Annotated in this window: 29 protein-coding genes; 12 read left to right on the top strand and 17 right to left on the bottom strand. The window is 71.3% G+C overall.

Features of this window, described 5'->3' with window-relative positions; all coding sequences use genetic code 11:
* The first annotated feature begins 110 nt into the window (after positions 1-110).
* Positions 111-1,004, top strand: a complete 894-nt coding sequence (locus tag AC3IYI_RS21255) for an NAD(P)-dependent oxidoreductase (RefSeq protein ID WP_489405264.1) — start codon at positions 111-113, stop codon at positions 1,002-1,004.
* Positions 1,005-1,024: 20 nt separating this feature from the next.
* Here AC3IYI_RS21255 and AC3IYI_RS21250 read toward each other — a convergent pair whose 3' ends face one another.
* From AC3IYI_RS21250 to AC3IYI_RS21235, 4 genes are all read right to left on the bottom strand, one after another.
* Positions 1,025-1,702: a hypothetical protein gene (locus AC3IYI_RS21250; RefSeq protein WP_489405263.1), complete on the bottom strand. Its 678-nt coding sequence runs from the start codon at positions 1,700-1,702 to the stop codon at positions 1,025-1,027.
* A gap of 247 nt (positions 1,703-1,949) precedes the next feature.
* A complete protein-coding gene (locus tag AC3IYI_RS21245; RefSeq protein ID WP_489405262.1) occupies positions 1,950-2,948 on the bottom strand; it encodes a pirin family protein in 999 nt (332 codons plus the stop codon).
* 134 nt (positions 2,949-3,082) lie between these two features.
* On the bottom strand, positions 3,083-3,247 hold the full coding sequence (locus AC3IYI_RS21240) for a hypothetical protein (RefSeq protein WP_489405261.1): 165 nt from the start codon (positions 3,245-3,247) through the stop codon (positions 3,083-3,085).
* Between the two features lie 140 nt (positions 3,248-3,387).
* Positions 3,388-3,750 (bottom strand): hypothetical protein, encoded by a 363-nt coding sequence (locus AC3IYI_RS21235; RefSeq protein WP_489405260.1) that lies wholly within the window; start codon positions 3,748-3,750, stop codon positions 3,388-3,390.
* A gap of 235 nt (positions 3,751-3,985) precedes the next feature.
* On the opposite strand from AC3IYI_RS21235, the gene AC3IYI_RS21230 reads away from it, so the two are divergent.
* Positions 3,986-4,420 carry a hypothetical protein gene (locus AC3IYI_RS21230; protein ID WP_489405259.1) on the top strand — a complete coding sequence of 145 codons (435 nt, stop codon included), beginning with the start codon at positions 3,986-3,988 and terminating at the stop codon, positions 4,418-4,420.
* Positions 4,421-4,422: 2 nt separating this feature from the next.
* Here the strand turns inward: AC3IYI_RS21230 and AC3IYI_RS21225 are convergent, their stop codons facing one another.
* From AC3IYI_RS21225 to AC3IYI_RS21210, 4 genes are read right to left on the bottom strand one after another with little or no spacing between them, the layout of a single operon-like run.
* Positions 4,423-5,382 carry an ArsR/SmtB family transcription factor gene (locus AC3IYI_RS21225; protein WP_489405258.1) on the bottom strand — a complete coding sequence of 320 codons (960 nt, stop codon included), beginning with the start codon at positions 5,380-5,382 and terminating at the stop codon, positions 4,423-4,425.
* Positions 5,383-5,404: 22 nt separating this feature from the next.
* Positions 5,405-5,878 (bottom strand): SseB family protein, encoded by a 474-nt coding sequence (locus AC3IYI_RS21220; RefSeq protein WP_489405257.1) that lies wholly within the window; start codon positions 5,876-5,878, stop codon positions 5,405-5,407.
* 48 nt (positions 5,879-5,926) lie between these two features.
* The gene (locus tag AC3IYI_RS21215) at positions 5,927-6,121 is read right to left on the bottom strand and encodes a DUF397 domain-containing protein (RefSeq protein ID WP_489405256.1); all 195 of its coding nucleotides are present in this window, start codon (positions 6,119-6,121) and stop codon (positions 5,927-5,929) included.
* Complete coding sequence (locus tag AC3IYI_RS21210; protein ID WP_489405255.1) at positions 6,039-6,962, bottom strand: helix-turn-helix domain-containing protein; 924 nt, start codon at positions 6,960-6,962, stop codon at positions 6,039-6,041. The genes AC3IYI_RS21215 and AC3IYI_RS21210 overlap by 83 nt, the downstream gene beginning before the upstream one ends.
* 115 nt (positions 6,963-7,077) lie before the next feature.
* On the opposite strand from AC3IYI_RS21210, the gene AC3IYI_RS21205 reads away from it, so the two are divergent.
* The 5 genes from AC3IYI_RS21205 (at position 7,078) to AC3IYI_RS21185 (ending at position 11,905) form a co-directional block, all read left to right on the top strand.
* On the top strand, positions 7,078-7,287 hold the full coding sequence (locus tag AC3IYI_RS21205) for a hypothetical protein (RefSeq protein ID WP_489405254.1): 210 nt from the start codon (positions 7,078-7,080) through the stop codon (positions 7,285-7,287).
* Positions 7,284-7,691, top strand: coding sequence for an ATP-binding protein (locus tag AC3IYI_RS21200; RefSeq protein ID WP_489405253.1), 408 nt, complete (start codon positions 7,284-7,286; stop codon positions 7,689-7,691). Before AC3IYI_RS21205 ends, AC3IYI_RS21200 begins: the two co-directional genes overlap by 4 nt.
* A gap of 67 nt (positions 7,692-7,758) precedes the next feature.
* Entirely contained in the window at positions 7,759-9,585 is a 1,827-nt protein-coding gene (locus tag AC3IYI_RS21195; protein WP_489405252.1) for an acyl-CoA dehydrogenase, read from the top strand.
* A 180-nt stretch (positions 9,586-9,765) separates the two neighbouring features.
* Positions 9,766-10,509, top strand: coding sequence for a hypothetical protein (locus AC3IYI_RS21190; protein ID WP_489405251.1), 744 nt, complete (start codon positions 9,766-9,768; stop codon positions 10,507-10,509).
* A gap of 100 nt (positions 10,510-10,609) precedes the next feature.
* Positions 10,610-11,905, top strand: coding sequence for a M18 family aminopeptidase (locus tag AC3IYI_RS21185; RefSeq protein WP_489405250.1), 1,296 nt, complete (start codon positions 10,610-10,612; stop codon positions 11,903-11,905).
* Between the two features lie 80 nt (positions 11,906-11,985).
* Here the strand turns inward: AC3IYI_RS21185 and AC3IYI_RS21180 are convergent, their stop codons facing one another.
* The 3 genes from AC3IYI_RS21180 to AC3IYI_RS21170 all read right to left on the bottom strand — a co-directional run bounded on the left by AC3IYI_RS21180 (position 11,986) and on the right by AC3IYI_RS21170 (position 15,320).
* On the bottom strand, positions 11,986-13,827 hold the full coding sequence (locus AC3IYI_RS21180) for an NHL domain-containing thioredoxin family protein (protein WP_489405249.1): 1,842 nt from the start codon (positions 13,825-13,827) through the stop codon (positions 11,986-11,988).
* Between the two features lie 84 nt (positions 13,828-13,911).
* Positions 13,912-14,802 (bottom strand): hypothetical protein, encoded by an 891-nt coding sequence (locus AC3IYI_RS21175; RefSeq protein ID WP_489405248.1) that lies wholly within the window; start codon positions 14,800-14,802, stop codon positions 13,912-13,914.
* A complete protein-coding gene (locus AC3IYI_RS21170; RefSeq protein WP_489405247.1) occupies positions 14,799-15,320 on the bottom strand; it encodes a SigE family RNA polymerase sigma factor in 522 nt (173 codons plus the stop codon). Before AC3IYI_RS21170 ends, AC3IYI_RS21175 begins: the two co-directional genes overlap by 4 nt.
* 302 nt (positions 15,321-15,622) lie before the next feature.
* Between AC3IYI_RS21170 and AC3IYI_RS21165 the strand changes: the two genes are divergently transcribed.
* The gene (locus AC3IYI_RS21165) at positions 15,623-16,078 is read left to right on the top strand and encodes an SCO4225 family membrane protein (RefSeq protein ID WP_489411604.1); all 456 of its coding nucleotides are present in this window, start codon (positions 15,623-15,625) and stop codon (positions 16,076-16,078) included.
* A 16-nt stretch (positions 16,079-16,094) separates the two neighbouring features.
* Here AC3IYI_RS21165 and AC3IYI_RS21160 read toward each other — a convergent pair whose 3' ends face one another.
* Positions 16,095-17,024, bottom strand: coding sequence for an alpha/beta hydrolase (locus AC3IYI_RS21160; RefSeq protein WP_489405246.1), 930 nt, complete (start codon positions 17,022-17,024; stop codon positions 16,095-16,097).
* Positions 17,025-17,105: 81 nt separating this feature from the next.
* Between AC3IYI_RS21160 and AC3IYI_RS21155 the strand changes: the two genes are divergently transcribed.
* Entirely contained in the window at positions 17,106-17,597 is a 492-nt protein-coding gene (locus AC3IYI_RS21155; RefSeq protein WP_489405245.1) for a MarR family winged helix-turn-helix transcriptional regulator, read from the top strand.
* A 22-nt stretch (positions 17,598-17,619) separates the two neighbouring features.
* Here the strand turns inward: AC3IYI_RS21155 and AC3IYI_RS21150 are convergent, their stop codons facing one another.
* The gene (locus AC3IYI_RS21150) at positions 17,620-18,420 is read right to left on the bottom strand and encodes a hypothetical protein (protein ID WP_489405244.1); all 801 of its coding nucleotides are present in this window, start codon (positions 18,418-18,420) and stop codon (positions 17,620-17,622) included.
* Between the two features lie 32 nt (positions 18,421-18,452).
* Between AC3IYI_RS21150 and AC3IYI_RS21145 the strand changes: the two genes are divergently transcribed.
* Positions 18,453-18,956: an LURP-one-related/scramblase family protein gene (locus AC3IYI_RS21145; RefSeq protein ID WP_489405243.1), complete on the top strand. Its 504-nt coding sequence runs from the start codon at positions 18,453-18,455 to the stop codon at positions 18,954-18,956.
* A 30-nt stretch (positions 18,957-18,986) separates the two neighbouring features.
* Here the strand turns inward: AC3IYI_RS21145 and AC3IYI_RS21140 are convergent, their stop codons facing one another.
* Both AC3IYI_RS21140 and AC3IYI_RS21135 read right to left on the bottom strand, forming a co-directional pair.
* On the bottom strand, positions 18,987-19,727 hold the full coding sequence (locus AC3IYI_RS21140; protein ID WP_489405242.1) for a hypothetical protein: 741 nt from the start codon (positions 19,725-19,727) through the stop codon (positions 18,987-18,989).
* 94 nt (positions 19,728-19,821) lie between these two features.
* Complete coding sequence (locus AC3IYI_RS21135; protein WP_489405241.1) at positions 19,822-20,601, bottom strand: carbon-nitrogen family hydrolase; 780 nt, start codon at positions 20,599-20,601, stop codon at positions 19,822-19,824.
* 172 nt (positions 20,602-20,773) lie between these two features.
* Here AC3IYI_RS21135 and AC3IYI_RS21130 point away from each other — a divergent pair, with 172 nt between their 5' ends.
* Positions 20,774-21,604, top strand: a complete 831-nt coding sequence (locus tag AC3IYI_RS21130; protein ID WP_489405240.1) for a maleylpyruvate isomerase family mycothiol-dependent enzyme — start codon at positions 20,774-20,776, stop codon at positions 21,602-21,604.
* A gap of 78 nt (positions 21,605-21,682) precedes the next feature.
* On the top strand, positions 21,683-22,654 hold the full coding sequence (locus AC3IYI_RS21125; RefSeq protein WP_489405239.1) for an AraC-like ligand-binding domain-containing protein: 972 nt from the start codon (positions 21,683-21,685) through the stop codon (positions 22,652-22,654).
* Between the two features lie 213 nt (positions 22,655-22,867).
* Here the strand turns inward: AC3IYI_RS21125 and AC3IYI_RS21120 are convergent, their stop codons facing one another.
* Together AC3IYI_RS21120 and AC3IYI_RS21115 are read right to left on the bottom strand one after the other, a co-directional pair.
* Positions 22,868-24,268, bottom strand: a complete 1,401-nt coding sequence (locus AC3IYI_RS21120) for an MFS transporter (RefSeq protein ID WP_489405238.1) — start codon at positions 24,266-24,268, stop codon at positions 22,868-22,870.
* On the bottom strand, positions 24,265-24,924 hold the full coding sequence (locus AC3IYI_RS21115) for a GntR family transcriptional regulator (RefSeq protein ID WP_489405237.1): 660 nt from the start codon (positions 24,922-24,924) through the stop codon (positions 24,265-24,267). Before AC3IYI_RS21115 ends, AC3IYI_RS21120 begins: the two co-directional genes overlap by 4 nt.
* Positions 24,925-24,968: the final 44 nt, after the last annotated feature.

Here is a 24,968-nt window from a genome sequence, read left to right as displayed (position 1 = left end):
TCGAATCTAGATAGAGCGTTCGTTCTAGTGGCGTGCTACGTTCACCCCGAGCGCCGGATAGAGCGTTCGTTCTAGAGAGCCGCAGACATCGACCCGAGGAGAGCTCTGCCATGAACCAGGTCCCGAACCAGGTCTCGAACCACGTCCCCCACCAGGTCACCGTCATCGGACTCGGCCCCATGGGCCGCGCCATGGCCGCCGCCTACCTGGACGCCGGGTACGAGGTCACCGTCTGGAACCGCAGCCCCGGCAAGGACACCGAGCTTGTGGCGCGCGGTGCGCGGCGGGCCGGCAGCGCCGCCGACGCGGTCGCCGCGAGCGGGCTGACCGTGCTCAGCCTCATCGACGTGGACGCCATGTACACGGCCCTCGCCGACGCCGACCTCGGCGGCCGGGTCCTGGCCAACCTGTCGTCCGACGTACCCGACAAGGCCCGGGCAGCCTCCCGCTGGGCGCAGGAGCGCGGGGCCTCGTACCTCACGGGCGGGGTGAACGTACCGCCCACCGGCATCGGCCAGGAGGGCTCGTCGATGTTCGTCAGCGGACCCGAGGACGTCTACGCCGCCCACCGCGCGGCACTCGACGTACTCGCCGCCACCGACTACCGGGGCGCCGACGCCGGCTACGCGCAGCTCTACTACCAGCTCAACATGATCATGTTCTGGACCGCGTACACCGGCTGGTACCAGGCCCTCGCCGTGGCGCAGGCCAACGGCCTTACGGCCGCGGACATCGTGCCGTACGCCGGCTACACCGCCGACACCATGCGCGGCTTCTACGAGGGCTCCGCCCCGCTGATCGACGCGGACGCGCACGCGGGCACGTACGAGCGCCTCGCCATGTGCGCGGCGAGCGTGGAGCACATCCTCCACACAGCCGCCGACTCCGGCGTCGACACCGGGATCCTGACCGCGCACGCCGACCTGTACCGCCGCGGGGTCGCCGCGGGCTTCGGCGCCGACAGCAGCTCGCGGCTGGTCCAGGTGCTGCGGGCGGGCGCCTGAGGGCCTGCCGCCCGTCGGCCCTAGCCTGCGGCCACCTCGAACTCGATGGTCTTGCTTCCCGTCTGACCCCAGTCGGTGGTGATGTCGGCCTGCAACGTGTACGTGCCGACCTCCCTGAGGCTGTCGTCAAAGTTGAAGAGGGTGACGCTCGGCGGCCGGCAACGGCCGCTGCGGTGGAGCTTGACCACCTCACTACCGCGCTTGAGCGTCCACTGCACGTAGCAGCCGGTGTCCAGGCGGCCCGTCGCGTCGTAGACCTCGGTGTTGGCGCCGGGCGTGGACCGGGTCCGATAGACGTTCGGCGCGATCTTGCCGCTCGACCCCATCACGATGCGAACGGTCAAGGCGCCGGTGTGCTGCGGGGATGGACGCGGGGGAGGCGCGGAGGGTGGGTTCACCGGCTGCGAGTTCTTGGGCCCGGACCCGGGCCGCCGCTCCGGCGCGGTGGTCTCGTCGGCCCCGGACGGTTCCGTCTCTTGCGCGGGAGGCGCCGCGCGGGTGGCGCTGCCGGCGTCGGGTGACGCCTGGCCGTTCGGGCGCAACGAGGGCTGCGCCGGAGGCTGTGCGGTCGCCGCGGGCGGCGGGGCGTCCGGGGCCGCCAGCTCCTTGACGGCGACGAATACGCCGAGAAGGGTGCCGATGAGGGCGACGATGACGACAAAGGGGTGATCAGCCAGACTCTTCTGTCCACCGCTCAACGAGATTCCCTCCCCTGACCCCGCTCTTCGCCGCCGGGGTGACCTCGTGGGCTGCCGACCCTAGCGGCTCCCGGCCCACCCCTGCGGGCGAATGCCGGCGCTGCCTCGTGCCGACTCGACCGGCGGCCCGGCCCGGCCCGGCCCGGCGCACCAACGGCGTCCGGCCGGTCCGGGCTCGCGCCCGGCCGGCCGGTGACGTACTCGGGCCGGGCCCCGTACGGGGCCCGCGTCCTCCTACTCGGTGCGTCTACTCGCTGTCGGCCTCGCCCGTGCCGCGGTGGCCGAGGCCGGTGCGCGCGGTGGTGGGGATGCGGCCCAGCCGGCCCGCCTGGAAGTCGTCGAACGCCTGCTGCAGCTCGTGCTTGCTGTTCATCACGAACGGCCCGTAGTGCGCCATCGGCTCCCGGATCGGCTGCCCGCCGAGCAGGACGATCTCCAGCGCGGGGGCGTTGGAGTCCTGGCCCTCGTCGGCCCGCAGGGTCAGCGAGCCGCCCTCGCCGAAGACCACGGTCTGCCCGGTGTGCACCGGCCGCCTGTCCTCGCCGACCGTGCCGCGCCCTGCCATGACGTACGCCAGGGCGTTGAAGTCCTCGCGCCACGGGAGGGTGATCTGCGCGCCGGGTGCGACCGTCGCGTGGATCATCGTGATCGGGGTGTGGGTGATGCCGGGGCCCTGGTGGCCGTCCAGCTCACCGGCGATCACGCGGAGCAGGGCGCCGCCGTCCGGGGTGGAGAGGAGCTGGACCTGGCCGCCGCCGATGTCCTGGTAGCGCGGGGGCATCATCTTGTCGGAGGCGGGGAGGTTCACCCACAGCTGGAGGCCGTGGAAGAGCCCGCCGGACAACACGAGGGACTCCGGCGGGGCCTCGATGTGAAGCAAGCCGCTTCCCGCGGTCATCCACTGGGTGTCGCCGCCGTTTATGACTCCGCCGCCGCCGTTGCTGTCCTGGTGGACGAAGGTTCCGTCGATCAGGTAGGTGACGGTCTCGAAGCCGCGGTGGGGGTGCCAGGGGGTGCCCTTGGGCTCGCCCGGGGCGTACTCCACCTCGCCCATCTGGTCCATCATGATGAACGGGTCGAGGTACTGGTAGTTGATCCCGGCGAACGCACGGCGCACAGGGAATCCCTCGCCCTCGAAGCCACCCGGGGCGGTCGTGACGGCCAGCACCTTGCGGGCGGTCGTCTCCTGGGCCGGCTCCCCGACGCGCGGGAGCGTCAACGGGTTCTCCACAGTCACTGCAGGCATGGTCGGAACCTCCTTCTGGCGTCGAGTTTAGTTGAAACCCGAACTTTCTGCCACCCGACAGAACAGAGAAGACCCCGGGGGAATTCCCCCCGGGGTCTCAGGTTCTCTCGGCTGCGCGCTCGGCGCGCGGCCCGTCAGTCGCAGGTGGGGTGGTACCGGCACCAGTGGGCCGTCGCCGCCTCGGCCGGAGCCGCGGCGAGGACGCCCACGCCCATGGTCAGGGCCACGGTCGCCAGGACGGCGGCCGCCTTCGTACGAAGCCCCGCACGCGTGGCCGAAGTCTTACGAGTACGCATCATGACTGGCTCCTCAGGTCGAAGTCCGGATCGAGATCGAGCGGGGTTGTGGGGGACCCCCCGTGCATCCCCCACAGCACCGATGTTCGGAAGTCGCGGCCGCCGCCGCGATCCTTTCGGGCAGGGCCGAAGGTCCGAAGGGCCTACGGCTGGATCGTGATCGAGTTGTACGGGGTCATGTCGAGCACGACCGAGTTCCCCGGCCACACGCCGTCACAGTCGGTGCCGTTGGTGTTGTGGCACAGCCAGATCTTCCAGCCGTCGGTCTGGTTGTTCGTGATCAGGTGTTTGCCGTTGTAGCCGTAGATCTTGTACACGCCGGCGTACTTCCAGCTCTGCCGGATCCCGCTGTCCACGGTGGTGCCCCAGTAGATGCAGGCGTACCCGCTCGGGCAGTAGGTCGCGACGGCCTGCGCCGGCGATGCCGCCAGGACCCCCGTACCCAGCGCCATCACCCCCGTGACCGCCACTGTCGCGAGCTTCGTGCGTAAGGACGTACGTGCCATCACAGTCCCCCTGTCAGTAGGAGCGGGTTTCCCCCCGCAGCACTGATATTCGGGAGTCTCGGCCGCCGCCGCGATCCTTTCGGGTACCGCCGAAACCTGCGCTCGGCTCCGAGACCGCCCGGTCCGGGGAGAGTGGTCATGCCCGGGACAACCAGAGGCCCCGGACGGGCGTCCTCATGATCGACATGGTCGATACGTACGGACCGACGCACGCCGCATGACAGGAGCCCGATCAGTGACCACCTCGACGCACGAGGCCGACGGCGCGCAGCCCAGCGCGGAGGCGGGCACCGAGCACGGGAACCCGCGGGCCGTGCTCGCCGCACTGGGCTGGTCCGCCGCCGTCACGGCCGCGGTCGTGGCCCTCGGGTACGCCTCCTACCGGTGGGCGGCCACCGGCCTCCCCCTGGAACCGCTCCCCGGCTCGCCGTGGCCCTACCTCGCCACCTGGGGCGTCCTCTGCCTGGCCTGCTGCCTGCTGCTGCGCTGGTCGACGGGGTTCGGAGGCGTGGAGGGCGGCGCCCAGGCGGTCGGCGCCCTGGCCTTCGCAGGCATCCGCACCTCCCTGGCCCACCGCCCCGACCTCGGCCTCCTGTGGACGTACGGCGCCATTGCCGTCGCGCTGACCGCGGTGGCGGCGGTCTTCTGGCGGCTGCGCCACCGCTCCTGAAGTCAGCCGCCGCTGTGGAGGAGGTCCACGCCCAGGGCCGTCGCGGAGTGCAGGACCGCCTTGCCGTCCCGCGCCGTGGTGATCAGGCCTGCCGCGCGCAGGGTGCGGGTGTGCTCCGAGACCGACGGGAGGCTGATGTGGAGGTCGCGGGCCAGCTCGGAGGTGGTCCGCTGCTCGACCAGCAGCTGGAGCACGGCCGCCCGGGTCCGCCCCAGCAGCGCGTCCAGCGCGCCGTCCGCCCGGTCCGGGGAGACCAGCGGGAGGGGGGTCAGCGCCGGGTAGAGGAGTACGTACGTCCCGTCCGGCTGGTCGTCCAGCAGCGGGCGGCCCGTCCAGAACGGCGAGGGCATCAGCATCAGCCCGCGCCCGCCGAGCCGGACCTCGTAGTCCGGCGGCCGGCCCACCTCGAAGACCAGGCCCGACCAGTCGGCCTCCGGGTGCGTGCTCGCCAGGCAGGCCTTGATCCCGTGCGCTGCCAGCAGCCGGGTCCGCCAGGCCACGTCCGCCTGGAAGGACTGCCGGATGCGCTGCCAGTGCGGGGCGATGAGGACGTCGTACGCGGACCGGATCGCGGAGTCGAGCTGGTTCCAGGCCTCCCGGTCCTGGCCCCAGAGGGCATGCAGCCAGCTCGGGGACCCGGGCGCACGGGTGGCGGCGCGGGCCAGTCCCTCCGGCGTGAGGAAGGGGACCCGGTCCCGGATGACGCTGAGGCCCTCCTCCAGGTTCCGTGTGTACGGCTCCACGAAGTGGGGGTTGTCGCCGTCGGGGCGCAGCAGGTCGAACAGCGGCCGCACCCGCCCCGGCAGGTCCCGCGCGGCCAGGCTCCGCCAACGGCCGAAAACCGCCTGCTGGTCCGTACGCTGCGCGGCGACCAGCGCGAGGGCCAGCTCCACCAGGGGCAGGGGCTCGCTCGCGAAAGTGACGTTGAGCAGGTCCTCGGCCTCGAAGTGCACGCGCAGCATGTCAGCCCCCCGGCGTCGGCTTCTAGCCGTACATGCGGCGCATGGCGAAGTCGACCATCTGCTCGACCGCCTTCGCGTCGAAGACCATCCGGTGGTCGCCCTCCATGTCGAGGACGAAGCCGTAGCCGGTGGGCAGCAGGTCGATCACCTCGGCGCCGGTGATCACGAAGTACTTGGACTCCTTGCCGGCGTACCGGCGCAGCTCCTTGAGCGTGGTGAACATCGGGATGACCGGCTGCTGCGTGTTGTGCAGCGCGAGGAAGCCCGGGGTGTCGCCGCGCGGGCAGTAGACCTTCGAGGAGGCGAAGATCTGCTGGAAGTCCTCGGCGGACAGCGACCCGGTCGTGAAGGCGCGTACCGCGTCCGCGAGGGAGGGCGGCGAGGGCTCGGGGTACAGCGGCTGCTGAGGCTGCTGCTGCGCGTAGCCCTGCTGGGGCTGCTGCTGGGCGTAGCCGCCCTGCTGCCCCGCGCTCACGTTCTGGTCGTAGCCGTACATGGCCCGAAGCCTACCGATGGCGTGGCCCGCCGGGACGACGAGTTCCGGTCAGTGGGACTTCAGCCCCGTGACGAAGCCCGCCCACGCGGTGGCCCCGATCATGAGGACGGGCCCGCCCTGCACCTTGGAATCCCGGACGGGGACGAGCCCTGGGATGCCGTCAGCGACCTCGACGCAGAGTCCCTCCGTGGCGGTGCTGTAGCTGCTCGTGCGCCAACTGGCGGCGCTCAAGTCGTCGTGCATGATTGCCATTTGCGAAGTCCTCTGCAGCGTCTTCGATCATCTTCAGAGACGTCTTGGGCGGCAGTGCCGACGCCCGAAGACGGTTGTACGCACGCTGGTACTGCTCCACCGTGCCCGGGTCGTCAATGAGCTGGCCGCTGTACATGCCCTCCGTGTACATCACCGGCGGGGAATCGCTGAACGTCATGAGCAGGGTCGATCCCATCATGAAAGGGTGCGCCCCGGCATTCCACGGAAGGATCTGTGGAACGTAGTGACGGCGCCGCGCAACGGCGGCGATGTGCTCCAGCTGTTCCGCCATGACCTGGTCCGGGACGATCGGGTCCCGAAGGATCGACTCGTGCAGGACGACCCACGACACCGGCCCCTCAGGCTCCTCGAATACCCAGCTGCGGCTGCGCCGCAGGGCGACCTTCCTCGCAATCTCCGCCTCGCCATCCGTTGGGTTGAAGGTGTGGATGATCTCCCGGATGTACGGCTCCAGTTGGAGAGCGCCAGGGAGGAGCATGGGGCTCCACTCCTCGATGTCCCGCGCTCGCGTCTCCATCTCCAAGGCGTCCTGGAAGTACGGCGCGAAGAGGCTCTTCCGCGCCTTGCGCACGTCCTCGCAGCATCGCGCGAAGAACCCATCCGTCCGCAGCACCCGGTCCACGTGCTGTGCCAGATCCGTCGGCATGGTCCGCTGGCCCCGCTCGATCTCGCTCAGATAGCTGACGCCGTAGAAGCTGCCCGCCACGGTCTGCTGGAGCGTGAGCCCCGCCGTCTCGCGGCGCCAGCGCAACTCCTTGCCGTAGAACGCCGACACATTCGCCGAGCCGTCCAGGTCCTTGCTCGCAGCCACCGACCCCCACTTTCCACACTTCGCGCTGTGGACTCGAAACGCTTCCCAAGCTACGCCGAGCCACGCCAGCCTGTGAGCAGTTCGTCACTCCCCGCTGCGAAAGGCCGGCTCCGCCATGAGCGACCACCCCCACGACCACGAGGCGACCCAGGCCCTGGACAACCTCCGAGCCGCACTCGCCACGCACGGCATCACGCTCCCCTCCCTCGGCCTCCACCTCCTCTCCTACGCCGGGCGGTACGACTCCCCACCCCTCATCGCCCTCGGCAACTGCAACCCCGCCACCGCGCAGCGCCTCGCCGAAGCCCTGGCGGGCACCCCATGAACAGCGACCTCACGCTCCGGCTGCTCGTCACCCCCGGTGCGATCCCCCTGGCCCGCCACGCAGTGCGGGAACACCTGGGGAGCCCAGACGTAGAGCTCTGCGTCAGCGAGCTGCTCACCAACGCCCTCGCCCACCTGGGCAACGGCACGCCGGTCACGCTGCGGGTCATCGGAAGGGCAGCCCGTACGCGGGTCGAGCTCACCGACCCCGACCCGCGCGCACGGCCCGTACTGCGACAGGCGGCCGACGACGCGGAATCCGGCCGGGGCCTAGCCCTGCTCGACGCGCTGGCGCTGCAATGGGGAGTGATCCAGGGGCCCGGGAGCAAGACCGTCTGGTGCGAGCTCGAACTTGACCCTGGTCACAGTCACCACGGAAGGGTTGCCGTTATTACCCGTGGGTAGCATCATTACGTTACCGATTGGTATGCACGAGGAACCACTCTCACCGAGCCTTAACGGAGCCGTCGCCATGGGGCACTACAAGTCGAATCTCCGCGACATCGAGTTCAACCTCTTCGAGGTACTCGGCCGCGACAACGTGTACGGCACTGGCCCGTTCGGTGAGATGGACACCGAGACCGCCAAGACGATCCTCAGCGAGATCGCCAAGCTCTCCGAGAACGAGCTGGCCGCCTCCTTCGAGGACGCCGACCGCAACCCGCCGGTCTTCGACCCGGCGACGAACACCGCGCCCGTCCCGGCGTCCTTCAAGAAGAGCTACAAGGCCTTCATGGACTCCGAGTACTGGCGTCTGGGCCTGCCCGAGGAGATCGGCGGCACCACCTCGCCCCGCTCCCTGATCTGGGCCTTCGCCGAGACGATCCTGGGCGCGAACCCGGCCGTCTGGATGTACTCCTCCGGCCCGGCGTTCGCCGGCGTCCTCTTCGAAGAGGGCAACGAGGTCCAGAAGAAGATAGCCGCGCTCGCCGTCGAGAAGCGCTGGGGCTCCACGATGGTCCTCACCGAGCCGGACGCCGGCTCGGACGTCGGCGCCGGCCGCACCAAGGCGGTCCAGCAGGACGACGGCTCCTGGCACATCGAGGGCGTCAAGCGCTTCATCACCTCCGGCGAGCACGACATGGAGGAGAACATCCTCCACTACGTCCTCGCGCGCCCCGAGGGCCACGGCCCGGGCACGAAGGGGCTTTCGCTCTTCCTGGTGCCCAAGTTCCACTTCGACTGGGAGACCGGCGAGCTGGGCGAGCGCAACGGCGTCTACGCGACGAACGTCGAGCACAAGATGGGCCTCAAGGCCTCCAACACGTGCGAGATGACCTTCGGCGACCAGCACCCCGCCAAGGGCTGGCTGATCGGTGACAAGCACGACGGCATCCGCCAGATGTTCATGATCATCGAGTTCGCCCGGATGATGGTCGGCACGAAGGCCATCGCGACCCTGTCGACCGGCTACCTGAACGCGCTGGAGTACGCCAAGCAGCGCGTGCAGGGTCCGGACCTGGCCGAGTTCATGGACAAGGCGGCCCCCAAGGTCACCATCACGCACCACCCCGACGTGCGCCGCTCGCTCATGACGCAGAAGGCGTACGCCGAGGGCATGCGCGCCCTGGTGCTGTACACCGCCTCGATCCAGGACGAGATCCAGGTCAAGCAGGCCGCCGGCGAGGACACCGCGTCCCTGGTCGGGCTGAACGACCTGCTCCTGCCGATCGTGAAGGGCTACGGCTCCGAGAAGTCCTACGAGCAGCTCGCGCAGTCGCTCCAGACCTTCGGCGGCTCGGGCTACCTGCAGGAATACCCGATCGAGCAGTACATCCGCGACGCCAAGATCGACACCCTCTACGAGGGCACCACGGCCATCCAGGGCCAGGACTTCTTCTTCCGGAAGATCGTCCGCGACCAGGGTGCTTCCCTCAACGTCCTCTCCGAGACGATGAAGAAGTTCCTGGCCGAGGGCCCCGGCGGCGAGGACCTCGCCCCGGCCCGCGACGCGCTCGCCAAGGCGGCCGTCGACCTGGAGGCCATCGTCGGCCAGATGATCGTCGACCTCACCGCCACCGGCGAGGACGTCAAGAACATCTACAAGGTCGGCCAGAACACCACCCGGCTGCTGATGGCCTCCGGTGACGTGGTCGTCGGCTACCTGCTCCTCAAGGGCGCGGCCGTGGCCGCCGAGAAGCTGCCGGCCGCCTCCGCCAAGGACGTGGCGTTCTACACCGGCAAGATCGCGGCGGCGAAGTTCTTCGCCTCCCAGATCCTGCCGGGCGTCTCGGTGGCCCGCGCGCTCGCCGAGTCCGTCGACAACACCCTGATGGAGCTCGACGAGGCCGCCTTCTAAGTCCTCGGCACCCATCCCACAGCTGTACGCGGTGTACGTACGCGCAGACGGCCGGGCCCTCCGCACAGGGGGCCCGGCCGTCGGCGTGCGCGCGGGCGCAGACACCCGGCTCGCAGCCCCGTACCGCCTGTGGGCTGCGGGGTTCCCGGGATGTCGGTGGTTCGTGGGACGCTCGTGGGTATGAGTCCACAGGAGCAGCGGCGCGGCAGCAGGGGGTACTCGGTCCCGACCGGGCGCCCCTATGCCCTCAAGGAGCTGCAGTCCGCCGTGGGCAGCCTCGGAGACCACCTCAAGGAGCTCTACGAGGGCGCCCACCCCACCGAGTACGAATCGGTGGCCGACGCCCTCTACACCGCCTTCCAGACCGCCGCCGGGCTCGCCCCCGCCAAGAGCTACACCGGCTGTCCGGAGCACCCCAACGGCGCGCTGGACCCCGAGGCGCCCGACGGCTGGGGACGCTGCCTGATCTGCAACGACCGGCGCCGCCTCGGACTGCGCGCGCAGGGCGCCCGGGCCGCGTCCGCCGCCACCCCGCCCGTCGGCGAGCAGCGCCGGCTCGGCTATCCCGTGCCCGAGCCCCCGTACACGCTCCAGGCGCTGCAGACCCGCCTGCGCACGGTCGAGGAGCGGCGCTTCCACCTGAGCCTGTCCTCGCCCCCCGAGGACTTCGTCGCGATGGCCGACGACCTGCACCGCGCCTTCATCGTGGCCCGCGAGCTGTCCCGGCCGCGCAACGCCTCCGGATGCTCCGAGCACCCCGGCGCACCCATCGATCCCGACGCCCCTCCCGGTGAGGCCTGTATCTTCTGCGCCGGACGCAAGAGGCGCGCGCAGCGCTCCGCGCAGACCCCGGAAATGCTCCCGCGCATCCGCCGGGGCGAGCGCAGACAGCTGCAGCGCCGCTTCGACCGTCCGCCGGGCTGACAAGCACCGGGTGCCCCGGGACACACCCCCCGCGGCCCTTGCTCCGGCTATCCGCCGCAGTCCGGCCATGACGAACACGACCGTCGTTAAGGTGAACCACATGAGCTCTCCCGCCGCCCGCTTCGACCGCGGCCACACCGACGACCTGATGACCTTCCTGGCGGCGAGTCCGTCGCAGTACCACGCCGTGGCCAACGCGGCCGAGCGGCTGGAGAAGGCCGGATTCAGGCAGTTGGCCGAGACGGACGCCTGGGACGCGAGCACGGGAGGCAAGTTCGTACTCCGCGGGGGCGCGATCATCGCCTGGTACGTGCCCGAAGGCGCGGCCGCGCACACCCCGTTCAGGATCATCGGCGCGCACACCGACTCCCCCAACCTCCGCGTCAAGCCGCTGCCGGACACCGGCAACCAGGGCTGGCGGCAGATCGCCGTGGAGATCTACGGCGGCACCCTGCTCAACACCTGGCTCGACCGCGACCTGGGCCTGGCGGGACGCCTCACCCTGCTCGACGGCACCGAACGGCTCGTCAACATCGACCGTGCGCTGATGCGCGTACCCCAACTCGCCGTGCACCTGGACCGGTCGGCGAACACCGACGGGCTCAAGCTGGACAAGCAGCGGCACATGCAGCCGATCTGGGGCCTCGGCGACGTCCACGAAGGCGACCTGATCGCCTTCCTGGAGGACGAGGAAGGCCTCGACCGCGGCTCCGTCGCCGGCTGGGACCTGATGGTCCATTCGATCGAGCCGCCCGCCTACCTGGGCCGCGACCGCGAGCTCCTCGCGGGCCCGCGCATGGACAACCTGCTGTCGGTCCACGCGGCCGTCGCGGCCCTCGTCGCGGCCTCCACGGCCGGCACGCTCGAGCACATCCCCGTCCTGGCCGCCTTCGACCACGAGGAGAACGGCTCGCAGTCGGACACCGGCGCGGACGGGCCCCTGCTGGGCAACGTGCTGGAACGTTCAGTCTTCTCGCGCGGCGGTTCCTACGAGGACCGCGCGCGGGCCTTCGCCGGCGCCATCTGCCTCTCCTCGGACACCGGCCACGCCGTGCACCCCAACTACGCGGAGCGGCACGACCCCACGCACCACCCGCGCGCCAACGGCGGCCCGATCCTGAAGGTCAACGTCAACCAGCGCTACGCGACCGACGGCAGCGGCCGCGCGGTGTTCGTGAACGCCTGCGAACGCGCCGGCGTCCCGTGGCAGACCTTCGTCTCCAACAACTCGATGCCGTGCGGCACGACGATCGGCCCGATCACCGCGGCCCGCCACGGCATCCAGACGGTCGACATCGGCGTGGCCATCCTCTCCATGCACAGCGCCCGCGAACTGTGCGGCGCGGACGACCCGTACCTCCTGGCCAACGTGATGCTGGCGTTCCTGGAGAACTGAGGCTCCACGCACCGACCGCATGACCGTGCCCGCCGGGGGATCTCCCCCGGCGGGCACGGTCGTTGTCGTAGCGCTGCGTCTCAGTCGTCCATCCCCGCCAGCACCAGGGGCAGCCGGGTCACGCCGTCGGCGGTGATGCGGACCGGTACCCCCCAGTCCTGCTGGTGGACGTGGCAGGCCGGGTACTCGTTCTCGGGGTCGTCGTCGCAGGAGGCGGCCATCGCGGAGACGTGCAGGACGCCCTCGGTCAGCTCCGGGTTCAGCGCGAGCTCCCGGAACAGGTCCGTCCCGGCCCCCTCGCCCGCCGTCAGGAGCTCGGGCGGGGTCGAGGAGACCAGCAGGCGGGTGGAGGGCCCGTAGCGGGTGTCGAGCTTCTGGCCGCTCGGCGCCTGGAAGACGATGTCGAGCCGGAGCGTGCCGGGGGCCACCTCGGTGGCGGCCCGCTGCGTGCGGTGGGCGACCGCGTCCACCCGTACGGCCTCCTCGGGAAGCCGCAGCCGGGTCAGCCGGTGCCGGGCCGACTCCACGACCACGATGTCGTCACCGACGAGCACCGCGTCGCTGGGCTCGCGGAGATCGGTGGCGAGGGTGGTGACCTGCCCGCTCGCCGGGTCGTAGCGCCGCAGGGCGTGGTTGTACGTGTCGCACACCGCGACCGACCCGTCGGGCAGCGCGGTGACGCCGAGCGGGTGCTGCAGCAGCGCCTGGGCGGCGTCGCCGTCCCGGTGCCCGAAGTCGAAGAGGCCGGTGCCGACCGCGGTGGTGATGGCGTAGCCGCCCTCCCCGTCGGGGTGGACGTACCGCAGGGCGCTGCTCTCGGAGTCGGCGATCCACAGGCGGTCCGGGGTGGCCGCGAGCCCGGACGGCTGGGAGAACCAGGCCTCGGCGGCCGGCCCGTCGTGCAGCCCCTCGTTCGTCGTCCCGGCGGCGACGGCCACGGTGCCGCTCTCCGGGTCCCAGGTCCACAGCTGGTGGACCCCGGCCATGGCGATCCACACCCGGCCCTGCCACCAGGCCACGTCCCACGGCGAGGACAGGGCCACCTCCAAGGCCGGCCCGGAGGTCGGCGAGCCCTGCCACCACTGCCGTCCGGTCCCGGCGACGGTCTCCACGGCCCCGGTCGCGGGGTCGAACCGCCGCAGCGCGTGATTGACGGTGTCGGCGACGACCACGGACCCGTCGGGCAGCAGCGCCAGCCCCTGGGGCTCGCTGAAGCTCTCGGCGGTGAACCCGCGCTCCCCGCTGCCGAAGCGCCGTACGACGCTCTCCCCGTCGGGCTCAAGCTCCACCAGCTGGTGCCGGGTCGTATCGGACACGAGCAGGTTCCCGGAGGGCAGCACGAGCGCCTTCCCGGGGAACCGCAGGTCACCCGCCACCGGCTCGGGCGCCACGTACGGCCCGTCCCCGCGCCGCAGCGTCCCCTTGGCCTCGTGCTCGGCCTCCAGCTCCTCCACGAGCTTCGCGATGGCGTGCGCGTGCCCCTCCCCGGCGTGCTGCGCGACGACGTACCCCTCGGGGTCGATCACCACGAGCGTGGGCCAGGCACGGACGGCGTACTGCTTCCAGGTCGCGAGCTCGGGATCGTCGAGCACGGGGTGGTGCACCCCGTACCGCTCCACGGCGTCGACGACGGCGGAGTGCTCGGCCTCGTGCACGAACTTCGGCGAGTGCACCCCGACGATCACGACGGTGTCGCGGTGCTTCTCCTCCAGCTCGCGCAACTCGTCGAGCACGTGGAGGCAGTTCACGCAGCAAAAGGTCCAGAAATCTACAAGAACGCACTTACCTCGCAGGTCGGCGAGGGTGAGTTCCTTCCCGCCGGTGTTGAGCCAGCCACCCTTGCCGATCAGCTCGGGGGCACGGACACGGGCACGTCGGCGGGGCGCGGGCGCAGGGGTGGGCGCCGGGGCAGCATCGTTCATCCTTCAAGCTTGCCATCCTGAGGAGAACGGGCTTCAGGGTGTGTGCGCCGGCAGCGCCCCGGCCGCGGCAGCCGGTGGTGCGGCTCATCCGCCGCAGGATCTGGCGATCTTCGCGTTCTCGTCGATCTCGATCGGGAAGTCGAAGCTTCCGCCCAGGTTCACGGTCCATCCGTGGGTGAGGGTTCCGGACGAGGGGTTGCTCGCGAGCCAGAACGGGGGTGCGGTGTGGGAGCAGGTGCCCGCGGTCGGGCCCTGGGCCTCGGCGGACCGCAGGTGTGCGGTCACGAACTGTTTCCCGAGCGTCTCCAGTGCCGTGGAGTCGCCGGACTTGGTGGCCGTCACCAGTCCGCCGTAGAAACCGGACACCGTCGGGTCGCCGCCCTTGCCGCCTCCGGTATTCGTCGCGCAGGTCACGGCGACCACCTTCCCCGTGGTCCCGTCGAAGATGACGGAAGGGGTCCGGTCGAGCGGTTCGGTCCCCCGGTACAGCAGGACCTGCCCCGGCAGCAGCACGCCGTCGACCTCGGCACCGCAGGTCACGCCGAGCGAGTCGGTGCCCCAGATCCGTTGGTACGTGGGCTCGTTGGCGAACAGCGCCGCCACCTCGGCCGGATCCACCTGGGAGCGGGTGGCCGGGTTCTGGAAGCGCAGGGCGGAGAGGAACAGGGTGTTCATCGTCCGGGCCGGGTCGAGCCGGGGCGGCGGGGCGGGCAGGGAGGGGGAGGGAGGCATCTCGGCAGTCGGCGCGGGCGCCGCCGGTGCGGGCCCCGAGGTGCGGTCCCGGCCCTCTTGGACGACGAAGCCGGCGCCCAGGGCCACGAGCACCGCGGCCGCCGCCGCACCCGTCCGCAGGCGCCGCCGGCGCTGCCGTACCGACCCGATGAGGCCGTCCACGTCGTAGCTGCGCGGCGGTTCCCGCCGTGCCCGGTCGAGCATGGCCGCGGCCAGCTCCTCCTCCAGGTCGAAGTCCTTCATGCCGCCCCTTCCGAACCCGCGCTCAGTGCCTGTGTACCGACGGTCGACCGGAGCTTCGACAGGCCCCGGGCCACCTGGGACCGGACCGAGCCGGCCGAGATGTTCATCAAGCGGCCGATCTCCGCGTCGTCGAGGTCTTCGAAGTACCGCAGCACCAGTACGGTGCGCATGCCGACCGGCAGGGACTGCAGTTCGCGCATCAACTCGTCGCGGACCACGAGCCCTTTGTACGGATCGACGTGCCCGCCCCCGATGCCGTCGTCCAGGGGGACCTCCGCACGGCCGCGCAGCTTGCGCCAGCGGTCGTTCGCGAGGTTCACCAGGATCCGGCGCGCGTAGGCCTCCGGCGCGTCGGCGGAGCGGACCTTGCGCCAGTGCCGGCACACCTGCTCCAGCGTGGACTGCACGAGGTCGTCGGCCACGTGCCGCTCGCCGGTGATCAGCAGGGCGGTCCTGAACAGTGCCGAGGACCGTGCCTGCACGAAGGCCGTGAAGGCGGGAACGTCAGTGGTTCGCATGGCCACCCGGCCCGTGCCTCTTTGGCATCTGCATCCCTCCCGAAGCCCCCTTGGCTCCCCCGACCTACCTGACGGAGCCCGCCCCCCGACTGCTGCACGCGTTCTGCGACCGTGGCCCAAGCGTTATCTCCTAGGCCCCGCCGGCCGTGCGCACGCCCCTGCACCCTCCCCCTGCACGGCTCTGACCAGGTACGCAGGGCGGCACAGGATGAGTAGGCGTACTCAGGTGGCGGGACCCGGCAGCTTCGAGACTGGCAACAGAACGAACGAAGCGGAACGCAGAACGGGAAACGGTGAACGTCATGGTGCGGCGCTGGTCGAAGGCTGAGATGTGGGTGCCCGGTGCGTACCTGGCGCTGGTGGTCGCGATGCTGGTCTACGTCGCGGTCGGCCAGTGGAACGGGGACAGCGGGATGTTCGCGGTCTTCCCGATCCTGGCCACGGCGCCGGTCAGCTTCGTGCTGCTGATGTCCCTCGTGCCCGCGCCGGACGCCCTGGACTCGGACGCGGCCTTCGACCCCCGGTACGAGGGCTCCGAGCCGCCCGCGAAGCTGCCCACGGACTACCCCTCGGAGTCGGACGCGCGCCCCGCGGACTGGGTGGCGCCGGACACCTCCGTGGCCGACGACCCCTCGATGTGGGCCGGACTCGGCTTCTGCGCCGTGATCCTGGTCAGCGCCCTGGTCAACGCCTCGGCGATCTGGGCCCTGCTCCGCTACGTGGCACGGCGGCGCGACGTGAGGAGTGCGACGGCCTAGGCCGGCAGGCCCGGTTTCAGACGCGGGCCAGTGCGTCCGTGATGAAACGTGCGGCGCGGTCCAGGGCCGCGTCGGCCTCGTCCAGCAGGCCCTCGAAGACCTGGAAGACGTGGGGGACGTCGGCGGTGACGTCGAGCTGGACGTCGACCCCGGCCGCGGCCGCCCGGACGGCGAACCGGGTGGAGTCGTCCAGCAGGACCTCGTTGGAACCGGCCTGGAGCAGCAGCGGGGGCAGCCCCGTCAGGTCGGCGTGGACGGCCGGGCTCAGCAGCGGCTGGGCGGGGTCCTGTCCGGCGAGGTGGTGGGCGAAGACGGTGGCCAGTTCCGCGCGGGTGAAGACCGGGTCGGCGTCGTGCTTCGTGGTCATGCTCTCGCCCGAGAGGGTGGCGTCCAGGCCCGGGGAGAAGGCGACCGCGGCGGCCGGCATCGGCAGTCCGGCCTCGCGGGCGGCGAGCAGGGTGGTGATGCCGATACCGCCGCCGGCCGACTCCCCGGCCAGCACGATCCGCTCGGCCCGGGCGCCCTGGTCCAGCAGGTCGCGGTAGGCGGCGAGGCCGTCCTCGACGGCGGCGGGGAAGGGGTGCTCGGGGGCGAGGCGGTAGTCGACCGAGACGGCGCGGACTCCGGTGCGGCGCACCAGCGCGGCGGTGAGGTGCAGGGCCGTGTCGGGTGAGCCGAAGACCCAGCCTCCGCCGTGGAAGTAGAGGATCGTCCCGGTGGTCGCCCCGGTGGCGGGGCCGCCCTCGGGTTCGACGGGCTCGATGGGCTCGACCGTCAGGGCAGGACGGCCGCCGAGGACGGAGGGGGTGACGGTCACCCCGGCCGGGGCCGGGCCCGAGGTCATCTGGGTCTCGAAGTCCTTGCGGAGCTGCTCCGGCGGGAGGCTGCCGTCGAACGGGGACTGCCGCATCAGTGCGTCGACTGCCGCGCGCTGCGCCTTGCTCATGCGATCCTCCAGATGAAGCGCTGTTCTTCACTAGGAACTATATTCCTAGGAATATCATTCCCGCGAAACTGGAGCAGAAGAATGGCCGACCTCGCACAGGTGTTCACGGACCTCGTCCGGTACGAGACCAGGCTCTACAACGCGCTGGGCGAACGGCTGCGCGCCGAGCACGGCCTGACGATGGGCCAGTACGAGTTCCTGCGCATCATCGACGGCCGGGACGGCTGCCGGGTCAACGACCTGGCCGAGGAGGCCGCCATCACCGTCGGGGCGACCAGCAAGGGGGTGGACCGCCTGGAGGCCGCCGGCTGGGTGGTCCGGCGTCCCAATCCCAGCAACCGCCGCTCGTCCCTGCTGGAGCTGACCCCCGAGGGGGACGCGCTGCTGGCCGCTGCCACGCCCACCTTCGAGGACGGCCTGCGCTCCTGGCTCGCCGGGCCGCTGACGGCGGCCGGCTCGCTGGAGCGGCTGGCGTCCACCGTCGCCCTGCTGCGCAGGACGATGGAAGACGCCTCGGCGGGCTCGGCAGGCCCGGCAAGCCCGGCAAGCCCGGCGGGAACGCCTGCCGGCTAGCCGGCTCTCCCGCGGGACGGCGTCAGGCTCCGAAGTCGCGGAGGGAGCGGACGAGGGAGGCGATGAAGGCGTCCTGGGTCTCCGGCGGGAGGAGGTCCAGGGAGAGGTACGGGTTGAGGTCCTCCAGTTCGACCAGGAGGAGCTCGCCCGAGGGCGCACGGCAGGCGTCCACGCGCTGGATGCCGTGGGTGAGGGTGTTCCAGTCGATGAAGGTGCGCGCGAAGGAGAGGTCCACGGGGGTGGGCTCGTAGGGGACCAGTTCCCAGCGGCGGGCCGGGTCGGGCGCGTACAGGGCGTATTGGAAGGTGTCGTCCACGAAGTAGAAGGAGACTTCGTAGGAGAAGTCGATGCGCGGCTGGATCAGGAACTCCCCCGGGGCGCAGTCCGGGTGCGGGGTGAAGGTCAGGCCTATCGAGTCGGCGCCCTGCTTCGGCTTCACCGCGTACGAGGGGGACGCGGGGAGGAGCGGGAGGTGCGCCGGGTCGTCGATCGTGGGGATGACCGGGTGGCCGGAGGCGGTGAGGTCGACGAGGTACTGCTTGCCCGCCATGTCGCCGCGGCCCGTCAGGGGGTTGTAGACGCGGACGCCGGCGGCGAGGGCGGCCGCGCGGAAGGAGTCGTAGGCCTCCTGGTGGTGGATGACCGGGCCGCTGTTGCGGACGATGACCGTGTCGAAGGCAGGGAGCAGGGCCTCCGCGTCCAGGGGGTGGCACAGGGCGAGGGGGAAGTGCTGTCGCAGGCGTGCGGTGAGGAAGACGTCCTCGTCGCCGTAGCGGCGGCCGCGCGCCGGGTACGCCAGGTCGGTCACGTAGAGGAGTGGCATGACCGGAACCTATCGCGGGCAGCGATGAGGGCGTGAAATACCTGGTACGGGACAAAATGCTGGCCATCGGGGACGACTACTGGATCGAGGACGAGGACGGCCGGCACGCCTTCCTCGTCGACGGCAAGGCCCTGCGGTTCCGGGACACCCTGGAGTTGAAGGATCCCGACGGGCGGATCCTCATCACGCTGCGGGAGAAGCTCTTCGCCCTGCGCGACGCGATGACGCTGGAGCGCGACGAGCGGCGGCTCGCGGTGATCCGCAAGAAGCGGTTCTCGCTGCTGCGCAACCACTACTCGGTGGTGCTCAACGAGGGCACCGAGCTCGATGTCAGCGGGCGGATCCTGGACCGGGAGTTCAAGGTCGAGTACGAGGGGGAACTGCTCGCGCTGATCTCCCGCCAGTGGTACCGGATCCGCGAGACGTACGCCGTCGACGTGGTCCGCGAGGACGCCGACGCCTCGCTGCTCATCGCCGTCGCGGTGTGCGTGATCCGGATGGCGGAGAAGGAGCGGGAAGGCCCGGGCGAGCCGTAGGGCGTGTCTTTCGGATCAGGCGGGGCCCGCTCAGTCGCACTCGCCGCGGCTGCAGTCCCGGAGCGGGCCTGCGCCGGGGATGGCCGTCAGGGCCTCGCGCAGGGCGGCGCGCTCGGGTTCGGTGAGGCTCTCGTCGTACGTGACCTTCAGGCGGGTCCCGGAATCGAGGAACGACTCGTTGATGCCCGTCACTCCGTACAGCCCGAGGCCCGCCTCGGCGAGGCCGTCCTCGCCGTACAGGGAGCCGGGGATGTCCACGGAGTAGGAGTACGAGGGCCGCAGCCAGGCCTCGGACGCCAGCCAGCCGGCGACGGTCAGCACCGCCGCGGTCACCAGCACGGCGATGCCGGCGTACACGCGGGCGAGGACCGGGCGGCGGCGCGGATCGGCCGAGCGGGCCAGCAGCAGCACGGTCGCCGGCGCGATGACCGGGAACATTCCGAAGATGCCCAGCAGGATCCCGAGGACGATCCCGCCCACACCGACACCGAGGCACAGGACACGGAAGTCTTCGCGACCCCGGACGAAGAGGGTCCAGCTGAAGGCGATGAGGGGGAAGAGCATGACCACACCGAGCGGGAACGACATCGCCCAGACCGCCACGGCGGCGGTGGAGAGGGTGGCGAGGCCCGCCATCGAGCGCTGGAGCCAGTGGACCCGTTCCGCCGGGACTGGTTCCGCCGGTTCTGCGCCCGCCGAAATCGTCGCCACCGGTCCCGCCGACGGGTCCGCCACCGGTCCCGCTTCCGGGTCCGTCGTCCCGTCCGTCATGCCCCGTACCCCGTCCGTGTCCTCGTCCCCCGAGGGCTCTCGTCGAGTAAAGCACCGCCGTCGCCGCGCACGTGCCGTGGGCCCTTCGGGGGGCTCAGAGGCCGAGGCGGCGGTCCTTCAGGGCCGGGAACTGCTCGCGGGTCTCGGCGACCTTCTTCGGGTCGAGGTCCACCGTCAGGACCTCCTCCCCCGGGCCCGCCTCCGCGAGGACCTCGCCCCACGGGTCCACGACCAGGCTGTGGCCGGCCTGTTCCACGCCCCCGTTGGTGCCTGCCGTGCCGCACGCGAGGACGTACGACTGGTCCTCGACGGCGCGGGCCCGGTTCAGCAGCGTCCAGTGGCCCCGGCGGCGGGCCGGCCAGCCCGCGGAGACGACCAGCGTCGTCGCCCCGGCGTCGACCAGGCCGCGGAACAGCTCCGGGAAGCGCAGGTCGTAGCAGGTGGCCAGGCCGAGGGTCTGCTCCGGCAGGGCGACCGTGGTCAGGGACTCGCCCGCGGACATCAGGACGGCCTCGCCCTGGTCGAAGCCGAAGCGGTGGATCTTGCGGTACGTGGCGGCGAGCTCGCCCGTCGGGGAGAGGACGAGCGCGGTGTTGTAGAGGGAGCCGTCGCCCGCGCGCTCCACGAAGGAGCCGGCGTGCAGCCAGACCCCGGCGTCGCGGGCGGCCGCGGACATGGCCCCGTAGGTCGGCCCGTCCAGCGGCTCGGACTCTGTCTCGAACTGCTCGTAGGCGAAGGCGCCCACAGTCCACAGTTCGGGCAGGACGACGAGGTCCGAGCCGGACTGTTCGCGCACGAGGTCAGTGGCCCGGGAGCGGCGGGAAACCACCGACTCCCCCTCATTCACCGCGATTTGGATCAGGGAAGCGCGCACAGTACCACCGTCCTGGCTTTCAAGCCGTCAACTCGGGCCTACGATCGTCACACGAAAGCACTGCCGGGGTGCTCACCGGCAGCGTAGTTTTGAAGCCATTGCACAAGCTTCCAGAACGCGCCAAAGCGCCAACGCGCCCAACAGGCCAATGAACAGCACGCGAGGGGTCCCGTTGACCGTCCATCCGCATCCCAGCCTTCAGCCCTATGCCGACGCGTGGACCCACTCCATCGAGGCGATATCCGAGCTGGTCCTTCCGTTGACGGAAGGCGAGTGGAGCCGGGCGACGCCCTGCCCGAACTGGTCCGTGCGCGATGTCGTGTCCCACGTCATCGGCATCGAGTGCGAGCAGCTGGGCGACCCGCGGCCGATCCACACCCTGCCGCGGGACCTGCGGCACGTGGTCGACGAGTTCTCCCGGTACATGGAAGTGCAGGTCGACGTGCGGCGGCACCACACCGCGCCCGAGATGACCTCCGAGCTGGAGTACACGATCATCCGCCGCTCCCGGCAGCTGCGGAACGAGAAGCGGGAACCGGACACGATGATCCGCGGCCCGCTGGGCGAGCCGGCGACGCTGGAGCACTCGCTGCGGCTGCGCGCGTTCGACGTGTGGATCCACGAGCAGGACCTGCGGGCGGCCCTGGGCGCACCCGGGAACTGGGACTCGCCGGGGGCCTACGTGGCCCGGGACGTCCTGCTCGCCGGGCTGCCGAAGGTGGTCGCGAAGAAGGCGGGCGCGCCCACGAGCTCGGCCGTGATCATCGACGTGCACGGGGCGCTGGAGTTCATGCGGACCGTACGGGTCGACGCGGAGGGCCGCGGCACCATCGACAAGGCGCCCTCGCTGGGGCCCGCGGTGACGCTGACCCTGGACTGGGAGACGTACGTACGCCTCGCGGCCGGCCGGGTGCGTCCGCACACCGTGGCCGACCGGGTGAAGGTGGAGGGTGACCCGGCGCTGGCCGAGGCCATCCTGGCCAACTTCTCCGTGACTCCGTAGGCCGGAGAGCCCCTGGTGTGGTCGGTGATTTCGTCCGCTGCCGTACCGGCAGCGGACCGGTTCGATTGGTTTTCCGACGTGGTGGCACAGCAGCTGGTGTCCACGTCGATCAGGAGTGAGCACGCGGGCGACTTCCAGGCGGAGGCCGCCGTGCTCGACCTGGGCTCCGTGCAGGTGTCGCAGTTCGGCTACGCCCCGCTGCGCGCCCGGCGCACGGCGGCGCACGTCCGCAGCAGCGACCCCGAGCAGTACCAGTTGGGGCTGGTGACCAGCGGGTCCATGTGGATCGCGCAGAACCGGCACGACTCGGGGCCCTTCTCGGGGGACCTGGTGCTGTGGGACACCTCGCACCCCTTCGAGTCGGGCGTCCCGGGCACCGAGCCGGTCCGGGCCGTGATCCTCTCGCTCCCCCGCACCGCGCTCCCGCTGCGGCCGGACCGGGTGGACCGGGTGCTCGCCGAGCGGATCCCCGCCGACCGGGGCATCGGGGCGATCCTCGCGCAGTACATGCGATCCCTGGCCGCGCACGGGGAGGAGTGCGCGCCCGCCGAGCTGGAGCAGTTGGGCTCCGTCGCCCTCGACCTGGCCGGAGCCTGCCTCGCCGAGCGGATCGGCGCCGAGGACGAGCTGTCCGAGGAGAGCCGGACCCGGGCGCTGCTGGCCCGGATCGACACCTTCATCGGGCACAACCTCGGCGATCCCGAGCTGAGCCCGTCCCTGGTCGCCGACCGGCACAGCGTGTCGCTGCGCCGGCTCCAGCTGCTCTTCCGGGAGCGCGGGGAGAGCGTCGCGGCCACGATCCGCCGGCGCCGGCTGGAGCGCTGCCGCGAGGACCTCGCCGATCCCGGGCAGCCGGCCGTCCCCGTCCACACCGTGGCCCTGCGCTGGGGATTCACCAACGCCTCGGTGTTCAGCCGGCTGTTCCGCGATACGTACGGGGCCAGCCCCAGCGAGTTCCGCCGCGCGGTGGTGGAGGAGGCCGCTGCGGGTGCCGCGGCCGGTGCCGCTGCGGCTGCCGCAACCGACGCCCCGGCCGGCGCCACCGCCTAGCCGGCCGTCAAACCCGTTGCGCGGATTGTCAACGCTCCCTGCGCGCAGTGCACACGCGGCCGCGCGGAGCCCTCGTAGGCTCGGCAGGCGTTGGCCGGAACCCGACTCCGCGGAGTGGACGGGCGGATGGGTGGGAAAGGACGGGGGTCTGTCCCACCCGGACCCGTCCTCCTCGGTACGGGGCCTACGCGCAAGCCGGGCCGGCACCGGATGTCACCGGGCCGGCCGCGGGTCGGCAGGGGTGCCGACGGGGGTGCCGGCCCCGGCGGCTGCCACGGCGGTGGCGGCCGGAACCGGGGCCGGCGGAGTGACCGGGGCGATGCCCACTGCTTCCACCCGCTCGTGTTCGCGGGCCAGGGCGCGGCCGCGCAGGCGCAGGATCTGGGCGATGCCCAGGAGTTCCAGGACGAAGACCGACGAGAACGCGATGCGGTAGTTGTCCCCGGTGGCGTCGAGGAGAAGGCCCACCACCAGCAGGGTCGTCATCGAGGCGATGAAACCGCCCATGTTGGTGATTCCGGAGGCGGTGCCCTGACGTTCCGCCGGGTTGGCGGGCCGGGCGAAGTCGAAGCCGATCATCGACGCGGGCCCGCACGTGCCCAGCACCAGGCAGAGCGCGATCAGCAGCCACATCGGCGCGTGGTCCCCCGGATAGGCCAGGACCGAGCCCCACAGCAGTGCGGTGAGGGCGACCGTGCCCAGGGCGAGCGGGATCCTGGAGGACTGCCTCCGGCCGACGATCTGGCCGTAGACCAGGCCGAGCGCCATGTTCGAGGCGACCACCAGCGTGAGCAGCCTGCCCGCGGTGGTCCGCGAGAGCCCCTGGGCCTCGACGAGGAAGGGCATCCCCCACAGCAGCAGGAACACCATCGCCGGGAACTGCGTCGTGAAGTGCACCCACAGGCCGAGCTTGGTGCCCGGCTCCCGCCAGGAGTCGGCGATCTGGCGCCGTACGAATCCACCCGCGCCGGAGGCAGCCGGGGGTACGGGCTCGTGCCCCTCCGGGTGGTCACGCAGGAACAGCACGAGCGGGACCAGGACGACCAGCCCCGCCACCGCGCTGCCCGCGAACGCCGGCACCCAGCCGACCCCGTGCAGCACGGGAGCCAGCACCAGCGTGGAGATCAGGTTGCCCGCCATCCCGACCAGGCCGGCCAGCTGCGCCATCAGCGGGCCCCGGCGGGCCGGGAACCAGCGGGTGCCGAGCCGCAGCACGGAGATGAAGGTCAGGGCGTCACCGCAGCCCAGCAGGGCGCGGGCCGCCAGCGCCATCCCGTAGGAGGGGGAGAGCGCGAAGCCGATCTGGCCGGCGGTGAAGAGCACGGCGCCGAGGGTGAGCACCTTCTTGGTGCCGAGCCGGTCCACCATCAGGCCGACGGGTATCTGCATGCCCGCGTAGACCATGAGCTGGAGCAGGGCGAAGGTGGACAGCGCCGAGGCGTTCACGTGGAAGCGGTCGGCGGCCTCCAGCCCGGCGACGCCGAGGCTGGTGCGGAAGATGACCGCAACGAAGTAGACGGCGACGCCGATCGACCAGACGAACACCGCCTTGCGGCCGCCCGGCGGGTCCTTGAAGACCGTTGTCCCGGGGGCGGCGATGGACGCGGAGCTCATCGGGCGGACCCCCGCACCAGTTCCCCGACCCGGCTCACGTGGGCCCGTACCGCCGCGGCGGCCGTGTCGGCGTCACCCGCGCGCAGGGCGTCGAGGATCTCCCGGTGCTCGGCCAGCGTCCGCTCCACCCGCTCGGGGTGCGCGTGCAGCAGGGCCACGCCCATGCGGAGCTGGCGGTCGCGCAGTTGGTCGTAGAGGCGGCAGAGGATCTGGTTGCCGGCGCTGCGCACGATCTCCGCGTGGAAGGCCCGGTCGGCGGCCATCATCGCCCCGAGCTCGCCCGCGTCACCGAGCCGGCGCTGCTCCTCGACCAGTTCCGCGAGCCGCTCCAGCAGCCCGGCCGGGGCGGGCACGGCCTGCCGGACGGTGAACTCCTCGACCAGCAGCCGGGTTTCGATCACGTCGGCGATCTCCTGGGCGGAGACCGCGAGGACGAGGGCGCCCTTCTTCGGGTACAGCTTCAGCAGTCCCTCGGTCTCCAGCCGCAGCAGCGCCTCGCGGACCGGCGTCCGCGAGACCCCGACGGCGACCGCGAGCTCGCCCTCGGTCAGCAGCACCCCGCCCTCGTAGCGGCGGTCGAGCACGGCCTGCTTGACGTGCTGGTAGACGCGTTCGGCAGCGGTCACGGTGGTACCGGCGGTACGGGCGGGTGGCATGCGCACAGCATAGATACAACAGAGGTGCAACCCGGGGCCCGTCC

This window comes from Streptomyces sp. GL_148 (genome assembly GCF_057834205.1).
The sequence above is the reverse complement of the archived record's forward strand: the minus strand, read 5'-3'. Positions and strand labels throughout refer to the sequence as shown.